This is a genomic window from Pseudomonas vanderleydeniana, from assembly GCF_014268755.2.
GTDB lineage: Bacteria > Pseudomonadota > Gammaproteobacteria > Pseudomonadales > Pseudomonadaceae > Aquipseudomonas > Aquipseudomonas vanderleydeniana.
This window is the reverse complement of the sequence record NZ_CP077093.1, coordinates 2,995,778-3,009,889: the sequence shown is the minus strand read 5'-3', so window position 1 is coordinate 3,009,889 and position 14,112 is coordinate 2,995,778. Positions and strand designations below refer to the sequence as shown.

The following is a 14,112-nucleotide window of genomic DNA, read 5'->3' as shown; positions in this document are numbered from 1 at the left end:
GGAGTCGATTTGAGCTACGCTCCAGAAGTCCCGTTCCAGAAGGCCTCGGATGGGATAAACCAACAACAAGACGATACGGTTCCAGACTGGTCATACCAGCCAAGGAGATGCCGATGCTTCAGGAAAAAGCGCCTGCCACACGCCAGCTGGCGGACGTCGTGGCAGAGCGGATAGAGCAACTGATTGTCGACGGCGTGCTGAAGCCGGGGCAGGTGCTGCCCTCCGAGCGTCGGTTGTGCGAAAAGCTCGGGATCTCCCGACCTGCCTTGCGCGAAGGTCTGCGAATCCTGCGTGGCAAGGGAATCATCGATACCCGGCACGGCCAGGGATCCCAGGTGGTGTCTCAGTTGAGCAACCCCACCGAAACCACGGCCTTGATGCACTTGTTCAGCTCGCAGCCCAAGACCATCTACGACCTGCTGGAAGTCCGAGCGTTGCTGGAAGGAGAAGCGGCCAGACTGGCCGCCTTGAGAGGCACGGATGCCGATTTTCATCTCATTTCAAAACGCTACGACGAGATGATTTCGGCGCACGGCAGCCCGGCAGGACTCGACCCTCAGCAGCATGCTCGCCTGGACCTGGCCTTCCACCTGGCGATCTGCGATGCCTCACACAATCCGGTCCTGGTGCACACGTTGCAGTCACTCACCGACCTGATGCTCAGTTCCGTATTCGCCTCGGTCAACAACCTTTACCACCGCCCCGCCAGCCTCCAGCAGTTGGACCGGCAACACGGCAAGCTCTACCGATCGATCATCGAGCGCCTTCCGGACGTGGCTCAACGCGCCGCACGGGACCACATCAACGGCATACGCGATGGACTGCGCGAAATAGAGCAAGAAGAGCAGCGCCTTGTCCGCTCGACGCTGCGGCTCAAAGGCTGGGAGTGATCAGCGCTGAAATCGCCTCCCGCGCCCGGCAGGAGGTGCCCGGGAACGGCCAGCGAGCAGCGCCGCACCCGCCCAACGCCGGCTGTCGCGCGCAGCCCCCGGCCTCAGGAGGCAAGCATTTCGCCAATACGTGACAGAAGCACATCGACTGCGAAAGGTTTGGTCAATACCCACATCCCGGGCGGCAGCTCGCCCATCCCGATGGCTGCATTCTCGGCATAGCCCGTGATGAAAAGGGTCTTCAGCCCTGGGCGCACCTCGCGTCCGGCGTCGGCCATCTGTCGACCATTCATCCCGCCGGGCAGGCCCACATCGGTAATCAACAGGTCGATATGCATGTCTGATCGAAGCAGCTTCAGCCCTGCCATGCTGTCGGAAGCCTCGATCAGTGTGTAGCCGAGCTCACTCAATGTATCGGTGAGCAGCATGCGGATCGTGGGCTCGTCATCCACGAGCAGGATCGTCTCGGCGCGCTTTGCAGTCACTGCAACGGGATGCTTTGTCGGCTCGATCCGACAGACGTCCCCATCGTGTCGTGGTAGATAGATGCATACCGTGGTGCCAAGGCCGACCTGCGAGTGGATCCGTATCTGCCCCCCTGATTGCTTGACGAAACCATAGATCATCGACAACCCCAAGCCTGTTCCCTGGCCCAGGGGCTTGGTCGTGAAGAACGGCTCAAACGCCTTGGACACGACTTCCGGTGACATGCCGACACCGGTGTCTGTGACACTCAGAGACAGGTACTGCCCCTGCGGTATTTCATAGAGTTCCGCCGCGCCCCCATCAATCAGGCGATTGGCGGCCTCCAATCGGATTCGCCCACCGCCAGGCATCGCATCACGTGCATTGAGGCACAGATTGAGGATCGCATTTTCCAGCTGGCTGGCGTCAACCAGGGCCGGCCACAAGTTGTGCGCGCCCACGGTTTCGATCTGGATCCCCGGACCGACCGAGCGCTGTATCAGTTCAGTCAGTCCTGTCATCAGGACATTGACATCGGTCGGTCGGGGATCGAGGGTCTGGCGACGCGAAAACGCCAATAGACGGTGGGTCAGCGAAGCGGCTCGTCGAGTAGCACCTTGCGCGGCCTGCAGATATCGCTCGGTATCCGCCATGCGGCCCTGGCCCAGCCGAATGCCAATCATCTCCAGCGATCCGGAAATCGCGGCGAGCAGATTGTTGAAGTCGTGAGCCAGTCCTCCCGTGAGTTGACCGACCGCTTCCATCTTCTGCGATTGACGCAATTTTTCCTCAGCCTGCATCAGCTCGACGGTTCTTTCCTCCACTCGCTGCTCGAGCGTGTCGTTCAGGGCCATCAACTCGGCCAGCGCCTGGTCGCGCTCCGCCTCAACCGCTCGGCGCGCCTCAATGTCGATCAATACCCCTGGAAGGCTCAGGGGTGTCCCGCCTGCTGATCGGTTGACCCGGCCTTTCGCCTCGATCCAGTGATACTCGCCATCCGCGCGCCTGACTCGATACTGGTGCACGTACGCACCGCCACCGGCTATCACCGCCTCGATCGCGGCGGCCCGGGCAGATCGGTCATCGGGATGAACGGCAGCGACTATCTCCTCATGTTTCAACCCAAGCTGACCGCGAGCAGGATCCAGGCCAAATGCCTGCGCGAAGGCCTCATCGATCTTGAAGAGATCTTCAACCAGATCCCAGTGCCATGTGCCGATGATCGCCCCTGCTTCGAGAGCCAGCTGCACACGTTCGATATTTTCCCGGGCCAGGGACTCGCTCGCCCTCAACTGTTCCTGAGCCCGTCGACGCTCTGTCGCATCGGTGAAGAACACTGCAATTTGCCGATCCGCCGGGTTGCCGACCCTGATAGCCCGTACGTCGAACCAGCGATCGAAGGTGGTGGCATAGCTTTCAAACGTCGCCGGTATGCCGGTCTTCGCTACCCCGCCATAGACTTCAAACCAGAAAGGTTCCAGGTCAGGGGCATACTCGGTGACCCATTTCCCTCGCAGATCGACGCCCGCCTCCCGCACGAACGCGGGGTTGGCCTCCAGAAACCGATAATTGACGGGATTATCATCCTCGTCGAACCTGACCTCGGCGATAGCAAAGGCCGCATCAATCGTGTTGAGGATGAATCTGAAGCGCTCCTCATTGATCTTGAGCGCCTCGAGGGAAGTGGGGATGGCCTGAAGGTCGACAACGCCACCTTGAGCCTGCGGCTGGGGCACAGGCTCTACCGCACTGCGCAGACGAAGAACTTCCGCTTCAAGTTCCTCGCGGGTCATATGTCGTAGAGCGTCGCGTCCGGGCATCTGCCTACCATCGATGGGATTCGGTTCAGGGAGAGAGTCGGTAACTATAGATTCAGAAAGCAATTATCGGTTCCGCTATGCACGGGTTCATGAAACCCGTATCGAAGCGCCTGGATTGATCGACTCAAGAGCCATGGGCCGAAATCGAAATGGCGGCTACCATCAGCAAGCCGTAGACGAGTCTGGACCTCGACTGACCGCAAAAACGAAAAAACCCGCCAGAAGGCAGGTTTTTCAAGGCTTCCAGAGAACTTGCAAGCTCTCTATGGAATGTCAGATGGTGCTGAAGCCGGGTGTCGACCGATATGGCTAAAAGCACCTTGCACGGCATCGATAAAACCGGGTGCTGCCTGTTCGGCCTGCTCATCAAGGTCATAACGGATAGCATCCTCGACATCCTGATTGGCCAGGGCTCGCGGGATGACCGGCTTGACCTTCATCCTCAAGCGATCCGCACTTGGGTGCGCAAGGACTCGAAGTAGTCGCCATCCACCGGAGCCGTGGGCGACGAGGCAGCCCCAGCCAACAGCAACCCGCGCAACTGCTGTCGGCCCTGATCCTTGCGAATCAGTTCCCGAACGTAATCGCTGCTGGTGCTGTAGCCGCGCAGGCTTGCCTGATCATCCACAAAGGGCTTCAAAGCGTCCGACAGGGAGATGTTCATAATGCACAATCAGCTTCGAAAACTTGCTTTTCCAGTGACTACAAGTGGGAGCCGGGACGCTGAAACCGCCCCGGCCTTCGGCACTAACGGCGAGGCTTGAACCCCATGCCCGTCAGAAGGTTTTACTCACGCCGAAAACCACCGTTGCAGAGCAGACATCCTCATACCCCGAAGCTGAGTAGCACTCTGTCTTGGAAAGGTCCGTGTCGATGTAACTGGCAAAAAAATTCACACCGAAGAGGTTTTTGGACAATTTGACCTCCCAGTCGTGATAGGTCGAACGCGGTTCCTCACTCTTCGACCAAAAAGCATCATATTTCAAGTCGGAGTAGCCATAACGCACCAGTAAATTCGACTCGTAGGGAAGCTCAAAGTTGTAACCCAAAGACCAGTTCAGGTTATTAGGAAGACGGCTACGCAAATCGAAGTCATAGGTGTATCCGAGTTGAAACCCATACCCGCTGAGCACAGCAGAGAACTCGTTGAAATCGGAATTGGCCTCCTTGGGATACTCATAACGCCCAACATAAGTATCCAGTGAAATCTCTTCTGTAAAGGGAATGGTAGCCCCCACATAGTACATGTCCTCTCGACGAGCTTTCGTTCCTGCATCCACATTACTGGAAAACACCCCGACATAGAGGCCCGATTGGTGTTGAAGCACTACCTCAGCCTGCAAGGCTGGGTCACCCTTTGTCTGTGAGATACCCGTATCACGATAGTCGCTGAGTGCTGTCACGGTCACGTCCAAGCCGAAACCGTTACCCAGCTCAATGGCCTGGGCGGCACCATTTCCGAGCGATCCGCAAACAACAGAAAACAATAAAATATTTTGTTTGGCTTTGGAAAACACGTTCGAGAAGTTCATGCAGTGTCCCTCATTGTTTTTGTTTAAACACGGCAGTTTTAAAGCAAGGCAAAGCACCTAAAACCAAAACCGGTTTTAGCGGAGCGATTTATCTTTAGATAAACTGACCCTGACTAAGTTGTCATGACAGGCCAGCCAGACAGTCTCAGAAAGCAAGCATTCGCGCTGGGGTCTTAATCAGAATCTGGTCGATGTCCTTTTGAGTCAGACCGTTTTCGAGCAAGATGGGAACGATATGGTTGAGCAGCTGTGCAATGCCCGGTCCGCCATATTTTCTGGCTGAGTTTCGCATCCAGAGATCAGTCCCCATGACGATGCGATCGCCATAGCCTGCCTTCACATATTGATAGATGGCCGCCAGCGACAGCGGATCATAGGTGGGAGCCAGGCCCTCGCGAGTATCACGCCAGGCATAACCTGAGCCGAACAGATCGAATGACAGGATAAAGCCACGATCCATCGCCCAATAGCCGATATCCAGATTGGGGGACAAGGTTTTGGGATTGTGCATCAACGTTCTGAAATCCATCGGGGCCAATGCCGTCGAAAAATGCGCCAGGATCATTCGATCCTTGGGCATGCCGAACGTCATGGCGGTTTCCAGAAACGCCTTCAGGACTTCTGTTCCCAACAAATAGGCGTGAACGGTAACCGGCACTCCCGTATTTCGCGAGACCCCTGCGGCGGCCTCCAGTCCGTGCAGAAGCGGGACATCCTCTGTCGCCTTCACACCAAACTGCTCACTTTCGGCGAGCAGTTTGATATGACCACAACAAACGTTGGTGTCATCAATCCCCACAAACATCTCTTTCTCGAAGAACCCAGCCAGCTCGCTCACGTTCATCTTCTTGTACTTCGCCGGGAGGAGCACATGTGAGTTGATCCCGGTACTCATGATGATGTTGACACCCGTTTCTTCCGACATCTGGCGCACCGTCACCGGACTACCACGCTCGTAAGTCGGACTGCAGTCCAAAATCGACTTCCCCCCCAAGGTCGCGAAATCACGCAGCTCGCCGAGCATCATGTCCTTGTCGAGCACAAACTGGTCCTGGCCATTGGCGTAGAAATGCGTCAGGTAGCTGCGATTCTGCAGGGTGATCGGGTTACCCTTCTCCGGGAAGAAGCTCGCTGGCACCTCTCCCGGGTCGGAAAGCATCATCATTTCCTTGAGCGTCTGCGCGTCGAACATCGACAACGACTCGAGCACTCCCGGCACATGATCACGCAGAACATGTTCATGCATGTCAGTCACACCGAGCAATTGCGCATCCATCAACCCTCGCACGGTACGTACGTTCTTGCCGCCGGGCTTAGCGGCGACCGGAAGCGGCGCAAGTGTCCCGGCGACGGCTGTCGGCTTGCTTTCGCAACTCGCCAGCAACCCACCGGCGGCCCCCGCAAGCGCTACAGTACCGGTCATTTTGAGAAAGTCGCGACGGCTTTTTAAGCTCTGATTATTCATGTTCCACTCCAGTTCAAGGCTGTCGTGCGATTACTTGTCGCGACCCAACTCATCTGCCGGGATCTTGTCGAGCTTATCCAGAAGATCCGCGGCCAGAACTGCAGTAGGTCGTAGTTCTTCCACCGCGACCTTATCCAGGGTGTCGGCGATATCGTAGAGGTAGACCGGTGCGGAAATGAGGCTGATCACCGGCATCCCCGTCAGCAGGTGAATAGGACCGACATCGGTCGGCAAACCTTCATCGTCCGTGAACACACCGGTTGACATGACGATAGAGCGGGCATAGTTGTTCGTCTTGACTTGGTCACCGACCAGCTCAAGCAATGAGGGCGATGTGATGAACACACGTGGATCGACTTGACCGGTCATCACAGCCTTTCCGTCCTTGACCACCATTTCACGTGCTATGTGCTCGAGGGTGATGTTTGCAACCACGTTCATCCCGGTGCCGATGATGTTTTTCTTGGCAAAATCTTCGTGTGCCTCATAGCCGGTGAAGTGGCTATCCATCGCAACGAACATCAACGTTCGATCCCGGCTCCTCACCGGTTGGGCCCCGTAATACTTTGCCAGCGCCAACACTTCAGAGACCCCACTGGCATCCTCCACGGCCCCCATGAATCCAGAGTCGTGATGCGATTGGACCATGAGCGTCTCTGCACTTTTTCCCGGTAGGTATCCAACAACGGTGCGGTACTGGACCTTCCTGACCTCTCCCTCCAGAACCATACGGCCGATGGCGTCAGGCTGTTTCTTCAAGAGGGCCTTCAGTGCTTCGCCCTCCTCACGACTCAACCACAAACCAGGTATGTTCAGTCGGAGGTTGTCATCGACGAAGTAGGCCATGTCCTCGTTGTAGAAACGATTGCTATTGAAGTAGTTGGAGAGGATGCCAACGAATCCGACAGCACCACCCTCTATCGCCGAGGCCATGTTGAAGGGATAGTTATCAGGCGTGAACGGGTCCAGTCGTTTCTCGTTCTTCAAGCTCTTGGCCGGGTCGTAAATCGAATCAGCCGCCATCTGGATAAGCGTCATGTTGATGTCCTTGAGTTGAACATCAGCCACCACGATTTTGCCTTTGATATCGAGGCCCTTCAGGTCCTTGCGATTACCCACATAGATGAATTCGGCCCTAAGCCCATCAGCTCCTGTACTAAACATCCCCTCCTTGCCAGGGTGAAAGCTGTGACGCATATAGAACGCCGGGATTGCCGTACCACCGACATCAAGCCCCCACTTCTTGGCCTCCCATTGGAAAGTGTCTCCTTTTTCAATCGTCACATTCTGCAGACCGAAATCCTTGAACTGTCCGGCGATGTAATCGGCAGTCTTGACGTTTGCCTCGCTGCCGGTGCGACGCGGACCGAAGTCGGTGATGTCTTGGATGAATCCGAAAATTTCCGCATTCGTTGCCAAACCAGGACGGACATCATGGCTATCCACCTGTGCACCTGCCTGAGAAACGAATAGAGAAAGAGTAAGGGCCCCCAGGGCCAGGAAACGGGTGTAAACACGACCTGCGGCACGGCGCTTCTTTGTGTGTTCCATGCGAGTTCCGTCGATTCTATTTATTATTTCGCGGGACTACCGAAGGGCCTCCGACAGCGCCCGCGTCTCCAATCCTCCAATCGAGTGGGCGGACAACGATGCGCGGAACCCGCCCGCTCCTCCTCCTCGGAGGTGGGTTTCACTATAATCGTTTCCCCACAAAAAGAAAGCGAGCACTCGCTTTCTTTTTTGAGATCTTCAAACGACCCAAGATTCATCCCTCAGTCACACAGGACCGATGGCAAAAATGGTCAACGTGGGTACACGGCAGCGTCTGTCTAGCGGACGGTCTCGGCGCGCAACCGATCGATCTCGCGGCAAACCAGGTCAATCAACACATCCAGCTTGGCTGGAGCCTGATCATCGGCCCCCATACCATGGTTGAACGCCAGGTACTCCAGACTCGAATAGATCATCTGGCTGATGAATTGGATGGCCGTGCCATTCTCGAGCTCAGGGAAGTAAAACCTGAGGTCACCTGCCACCACATCCTTCGCGATGATCGGACGCAGCGCCTCCAAAAGCTGAGGGTCGGTGCGGGATTCATCCCAGACCTCATCGATCGCCTTGAACTGCGGGGTCTGTACGAAGCACCAGTACCCCTCGATAAAGAATCGTACACGCTGGTGACTAGGTGAATTCAGCAACTCCTCGGTCACCTCCCCGGCTGCCTGACGCCTGAGCTGCGCCTCCAGATAGCCGACCATGGATGCCATGAGGCTGACCTTGGTCGGAAACCGTTTGAACAGGCCACCATGGGAAATCTCGGCTCGTCTGGCCACCTCCTGGGTGCTGGTCTTGCTGTAACCGTATTCCGCCACACACTCCTGGGCGGCGCGTAGAATACGGTGATAAGTGTCCAGGCTACGTCGCTGTTTGGGCAAAGGAATCCCGCACATTTCCAACGTACTGATCATTGCATCATCATTAGTTTTCATTCATGGCCCACGGACAATTCCAGACGCGCAGCACTAAAGGTCGACATGGTAATGGCCAAGCGGCCAATTGCCCAACAAGGCGAGGACGAACCATCAGGTTCCATTCTTCAGCGAGGTCCAGGCACGTGTGATGTAGCGAACGTACTCTGGGGCCGGCTGGGCCGAAATGTAGAGCCTTCGAACGGTCTCAGGTAGAGGGTAGATGACGTGATTGTTCACGATATCTGTCGAAAGGAACGACTTCGAGGCTGGCGTCGGATTGGCGTACCCGGTGTAGTTTGTTACCCCTGCAATCGTCTTGGGGTCCAACAGGAAGTTAATGAAGGCATGCGCTTGCCTCTTGTGCCGGGCATCGGCAGGAATGGCCAGGACGTCGAACCAGATGTTCCCTCCTTCCTTGGGCACCACATATTCGATTTGGACACCTGCCTGTGCCTCCTTGGCACGTTCGATTGCCTGCACTCCGTCCCCCGAGTTCGCCATCGCCAGGCAGATCTCGCCATTGGCCAAATCGCCCACAAACTTGGAGGAATGAAAGTAGGTGATGTAGGGCCGTATCTTACGAAGTAACGCGGTGGCGTCCTGATAGTCCCGAAGATTGGCACTGCCGACGTCGCGCCCCAGATAATGAAGGGCTGCGCCATACAACTCGTCAGGTGAGTCCATCACGGCCACCCCACACTGGTGCAATTTTTGGATCGAGCTCGGCTCGAACAGGACCGACCAGGAATCAACGGCGTCGACACCCAGTACCGCCCTGACCTTTTCCTTGTTGTAAGCCAGCCCGCCCGTCCCCCATAAATAGGGCACCACATAGCGGTTATCGGGATCATTGACCTGCAGTTGCTTCAGGATTGCCGGGTCGAGATTCTTGTAGTTTGTAAGCAACGACCGATCCAGCGGAGCAAACACACCTGCCTGGATCTGTCGACTGATGAAGTGACTGCTCGGAACCACAACGTCATAGCCCGAATGCCCGGCAAGCAGCTTGGCTTCCAGCGTCTCATTGGCATCGAAAATATCGTAGGCCGGATCGATACCCGTAGCGCTCCGGAAATCCGCCAGGGTGGTTTCGCCGATATAGTCGGTCCAGTTGTAGACGTTGACCTGCGCCTCCCCCGCATAAACGGCCGTGGTTGCCAAGGTTGCCGCAATGACCACGCCCAACATTCGCAAGACGCCCATTTGCCATCCCCACAATGAGTGCATTGCAAGCTTATGTTGGTTTCAGCGCAAAAAGCGAGCAAATACTTACTTATAGGAAGGAGGGCTGAAAGGACTGACTTTGTAAGGTCTTCAATCGAGGCGCATGAATGGAGGTCCCGAGCACCTGCTCAACAATCAGACCTGTGCCCTGAAAGCGATGGGCGCCGTGATTGAAAAAGACACGGCTCTGATTAACGCAACCTTGATAATCGCGAAGCATTCTAGGGCGCTGGTTCGCTCATTCTCACCTACCCGGAACCCTACACGAAAACCATGCGCCCATCGTTAATGCTACTGTGCGGGACCATACTGCTGTCTGCTCTCGCTGGCTGCGCCTCCGTCATGGCTGATCGGACATGGCATGGCAAGCGTTACCTGTATATCAGTTGCTCGGGGCTCACCTCTTCCTGGGCCAACTGCCTATCACAAGCCGAGCAAAGCTGCGGCTCCTCCCGCTTCAAGGTCATCGCTCAGTCAAACGAGGCCGAGGAGGACAGTACTGATTATCCTTTGGGTATCAATCCCGCCGGCTTCAGCAGCCGAAACGCCGTGATACTGTGCAACCCTCCGGCCCATGAACGTAAGCAGCTCAGCCGGAAGGTGCTTCGCCATCTCACAAGTCCATAGCCTTACCATGCAGGCAACACTCCATCACGACGAGTCTCTGATCAAGTACTCGACACGGCAACCTGCAGATTCCTTCAATGCTCCTTACACCACCTTGATCAAATCTTGAAAAACCCTTGAGCCTCCCTTGAGGAACCATCTTTAAGCTTGCCTCACCTGCTTGTCTTAATGGTTGATACCTGATGTCCCCCACCTGTTCTAAACGGTCGCCACTGATGACGACCGTTCTCGCCATTGCAATTGCGTCGTTAGGAGGATGCTCCCTGACCCCGCGTTATGAGCGACCAGGGATTGCGCTCCATTCACTGTCCACAACCCCAGAACAGGACCAGGAGGCTCTCACCCACCTGAGTTTGCTGACGAAAGAAGAAGCCGAGCTTCTGGACGGTCTGGATCGCTCTGGTCAACTCAAGCAGTTGGCCGTGCGGGCACTCTTGCACAATCGTGACTACCAAATCGCAATGTTGCGCGTTGAACAGGCACGCGCGGAATACGGCATCGCCAGAGCAGACCGACTCCCGACAGTTCAAGGCACTGGCCAGATGGAGCGCCAGGACTTCAGTGATCGCTCGCTGAATGAGGTATACGGACAGCGTTACAGCACAGCGACTGTGGGCTTCAACGACTTTGAGCTCGATTTTTTTGAACGAGTCAAAGCCCTGTCCGAGTCGGCACGGCATCAGTTCTTCGCCACACAATTGGGCCAACAAGCATCACGTAAAGCACTGATCGCCGAGGTTGCTCAAGCCTGTCTCATGCTACGAGCCGAGGCCGACCGCCAGCAGCGCGCAGAGATGCTTTTGCAGCGCCGTAAACAACAGGTTGAGCTCGCGCAAAGAGAGGCCGAAGCCGGTGGACTCTCTCAGGAAGAACTGCAAGCAAGCATGGCGACGCTCAGTCAAGCGCAGCAGCATGTGCTCGACACAGTCCAGCAGCTAGCCAAAGCCCGAAACGCATTGGGATTGCTCACTGGCTACACCTCCCCCCTCAACACAATTTCTCAGACTCCAGACACCGGGAGCACTGAACAAGCCGAGGCCGCGTGGCTGACCAATCTCGACTCTGAGCGATTACTCGGCAGGTTCGATGTGCAAGCAGCCGAAGAGCAACTCAAAGCCGCCAACGCCTCAATTGGTGCAGCAAGGGCCGCATTCTTCCCATCAATTCGCTTGAGTACTGGCGCTGGCGTGGCCAGCAAGCACCTGCACGGACTGTTTTCAGACAGCACAGGCACCTGGCTCTTCGTACCCCAGATCAACATTCCACTCTTTGATGGCGGACGTAACCAGGCAAATCTGGATCTCGCGAAAGTACGCAAGAAAATCAGCGTAGCCCACTACGAAAAAGTCATTCAGCACGCCTTCAGAGACATGGTGGACGGCTTGGCTGAGCGAGACGTGCTGTTACAGAGGATTCATAGCCAGTCCGCACTCAATACGCTGGCCCAACAACAGCTCGAACATCGCAAGGCTCAGGCCAGCCGCGGAGACGCCAGCAAGGCTGACGAGTTGAGGGCGCAAATTCAGGCCGCTCAAGCCGAACAGGCGCTGGCCGAGACCCGACTCGCCCTTGAAATGAATTTGCTGTCGCTTTATCGGGTGCTCCACGGTGCCGATGCATCAGCCCTCTCTTCTTAAACCGCAAAAAGGAAACCCCACGTGCGCGTTATTAACGGACTTCACAAAGGTCTGATTACATCCCTGGCCTTCAATGCAGCACTGGTCGCTGTTCAGGCCCAAGCCGATGAACAGGCGACCAGCGATGCTGGTATCTGGGGCAACAGCACCGATGTCACGATCGGCCTGGGAGCAAGCTACGGTCCCCGCTATCTCGGCTCAAAAAATTACACGTCAGCACTGCAGCCACTGCTTCGAGTTGAACGAGGGATTTTCTTTCTCGACTCTGAAGGTGGTCTCGGAGTGCAGTACGCATCAAACACCGGTTTCAGTGCCAGTGCGTCAGTCGGTTATGACTACGGGCGAGCCGACGGCGACAGTGACTTCCGTTACGGCTCGGACAAGCTCAAGGGGATGGATGAGGTCAGTGGCGCCACCGTCTTGAACCTGGCAGCCTCCCAGAAGCTCACTTCCTGGCTGGCCTTGAACGCGCAAGCCGACCTGCGCATGGCCGGCGCCAAGCGCGGCGACCGTTACAGACTGGGACTCGAAAGCACACTGCTCGACGCCAGTGCAGACAAGATCACGTGGGGGCTCAACGCCCACGCCGGTAGCGGCCGATTCAACCAGACCTACTTCGGGGTGACTGCCGAGCAGAGTGCTGCCTCGCGCTTTGGCAGATTCAAGGCTGATCAAGGTATCTATGCGTACTCTTCAGTGTTGTCCTGGATGCATACCTTTGATCGGCACTGGGCGACCGTCGCCAGTATCGAGTTGACCCACTACACCGACCAGGTTCGCAACAGCCCGCTTGTAACCCAAGACACAACGGCGACGAGCTACATCGGCGTGAACTACACCTTCTAAACATGGTAGCCAGCATGATTCGTCCGTTGTTCGAAATCGGCATCAGTCGTTACGTGCCAGTAATCCTGCTGGCTACATTAACGCTGGGTGCCTGTACTGCCGAAGATCCGGCAGACCCACAAGTGCCTCGCCCGGTGAAAGTCGAGACCGTTGTGGCGCAGCCGCAGCAAGGTCCCCAGTTGCTCGGTACCGTGCGCACTCAGCGCCGGGTCGATCTCTCATTTGAAATCAGCGGTGTGCTCGACCAGTTACTGGTGCGTCCAGGCCAAGAGGTGCGAAAAGGTGCCGTACTGGCTCAGTTGGATCGACAACCCGCCCAGCTTAAGCTGACTCAGGCCAAAGCCAAGCTGCAAGCCCAAAAGGCGCTTGTGGTGCAAAACCAACAATTGTTAGAGCGAAGCCAGCGCCTACTGGCTGATGGCTCGCTAGCCAAAAAGGATGTCGAACAAGCTCAGTCCCAATATCAATCCGCGGTGGCCGAGCGCGACATTGATGAGGCCTCAGTCAAGCTGGCCCAGCGCGAGTACACCCTGACTCAGTTAACGGCACCTTTTGATGGTCGCGTGGTGTCGTACACCGTTGAACCGCACACCCAGATCGGTGCGGCCCAAACCGCGGTTCAACTCGTCGCCTCAGGTCATCAGGACGTCGTGGTACAAGTGCCCGTCGATCAAGCCAGAGGATTGGTCATCGGCAGCGACGCGGTGGGTATGGAGGGGTCTCAACACACCACCCCGCTCATGCTCAAGCTGCGCAGTCTTTCACCTGAGGCTAAAGCAGGCCTTGTGCAAGAGGCCAAGTTTGAGCTCATCTCGCCCAACGTACAGTTGGTAGACGGCACAACGTTGATGCTGCAACTTGCCCCGAGCAGCACCACAGCCGCGATAACGCTACCCCTACAAGCATTCAAGGGCACCCCATCCCCCCAAGGCGCCGAAGTGTTTATCTATGAACCCCAATTCCGGCGAGTGGTGCGTCGTGAGGTTCAGTTGGCGGGCCTCCAAGGCTCACGCCTGATCGTTCGTGCCGGACTGCTCCCTGGCGAACAGGTCGTCACGGCCGGGGCCGCGTTCCTGACAGATCGCCAGGAAGTCACGTTATTCAAGTCGTCTAACAGCAGCGGTACCGAGTAATT

12 protein-coding genes are annotated in these 14,112 nt (G+C 56.5%); 4 read left to right on the top strand and 8 right to left on the bottom strand.

Annotated elements, in window-relative coordinates:
- The first annotated feature begins 113 nt into the window (after positions 1–113).
- The gene (gene glcC, locus HU752_RS13610) at positions 114–890 is read left to right on the top strand and encodes a transcriptional regulator GlcC (protein WP_186680177.1); all 777 of its coding nucleotides are present in this window, start codon (positions 114–116) and stop codon (positions 888–890) included.
- A gap of 104 nt (positions 891–994) precedes the next feature.
- Here glcC and HU752_RS13605 read toward each other — a convergent pair whose 3' ends face one another.
- The 8 genes from HU752_RS13605 to HU752_RS13570 all read right to left on the bottom strand — a co-directional run bounded on the left by HU752_RS13605 (position 995) and on the right by HU752_RS13570 (position 9,846).
- Positions 995–3,148: an ATP-binding protein gene (locus HU752_RS13605; protein ID WP_437182346.1), complete on the bottom strand. Its 2,154-nt coding sequence runs from the start codon at positions 3,146–3,148 to the stop codon at positions 995–997.
- 290 nt (positions 3,149–3,438) lie between these two features.
- Positions 3,439–3,615: a hypothetical protein gene (locus HU752_RS13600; RefSeq protein WP_367616507.1), complete on the bottom strand. Its 177-nt coding sequence runs from the start codon at positions 3,613–3,615 to the stop codon at positions 3,439–3,441.
- 2 nt (positions 3,616–3,617) lie between these two features.
- Entirely contained in the window at positions 3,618–3,839 is a 222-nt protein-coding gene (locus HU752_RS13595; protein ID WP_437182345.1) for a ribbon-helix-helix domain-containing protein, read from the bottom strand.
- A gap of 112 nt (positions 3,840–3,951) precedes the next feature.
- Positions 3,952–4,707 (bottom strand): TorF family putative porin, encoded by a 756-nt coding sequence (locus tag HU752_RS13590; protein ID WP_186680167.1) that lies wholly within the window; start codon positions 4,705–4,707, stop codon positions 3,952–3,954.
- 145 nt (positions 4,708–4,852) lie between these two features.
- Positions 4,853–6,172: a phosphotriesterase family protein gene (locus HU752_RS13585; RefSeq protein ID WP_186680165.1), complete on the bottom strand. Its 1,320-nt coding sequence runs from the start codon at positions 6,170–6,172 to the stop codon at positions 4,853–4,855.
- A gap of 30 nt (positions 6,173–6,202) precedes the next feature.
- Positions 6,203–7,723, bottom strand: coding sequence for a M28 family peptidase (locus tag HU752_RS13580; RefSeq protein ID WP_186680164.1), 1,521 nt, complete (start codon positions 7,721–7,723; stop codon positions 6,203–6,205).
- Between the two features lie 278 nt (positions 7,724–8,001).
- Positions 8,002–8,640 (bottom strand): TetR/AcrR family transcriptional regulator, encoded by a 639-nt coding sequence (locus tag HU752_RS13575; protein WP_186680160.1) that lies wholly within the window; start codon positions 8,638–8,640, stop codon positions 8,002–8,004.
- Between the two features lie 114 nt (positions 8,641–8,754).
- The gene (locus HU752_RS13570) at positions 8,755–9,846 is read right to left on the bottom strand and encodes a polyamine ABC transporter substrate-binding protein (protein ID WP_186680158.1); all 1,092 of its coding nucleotides are present in this window, start codon (positions 9,844–9,846) and stop codon (positions 8,755–8,757) included.
- A gap of 863 nt (positions 9,847–10,709) precedes the next feature.
- Here HU752_RS13570 and HU752_RS13565 point away from each other — a divergent pair.
- From HU752_RS13565 to HU752_RS13555, 3 genes are read left to right on the top strand one after another with little or no spacing between them, the layout of a single operon-like run.
- Complete coding sequence (locus HU752_RS13565; RefSeq protein ID WP_186680157.1) at positions 10,710–12,131, top strand: efflux transporter outer membrane subunit; 1,422 nt, start codon at positions 10,710–10,712, stop codon at positions 12,129–12,131.
- 21 nt (positions 12,132–12,152) lie between these two features.
- On the top strand, positions 12,153–12,977 hold the full coding sequence (locus HU752_RS13560; protein WP_186680156.1) for a MipA/OmpV family protein: 825 nt from the start codon (positions 12,153–12,155) through the stop codon (positions 12,975–12,977).
- 14 nt (positions 12,978–12,991) lie between these two features.
- The gene (locus tag HU752_RS13555) at positions 12,992–14,110 is read left to right on the top strand and encodes an efflux RND transporter periplasmic adaptor subunit (RefSeq protein WP_186680155.1); all 1,119 of its coding nucleotides are present in this window, start codon (positions 12,992–12,994) and stop codon (positions 14,108–14,110) included.
- Positions 14,111–14,112 lie beyond the last annotated feature (2 nt).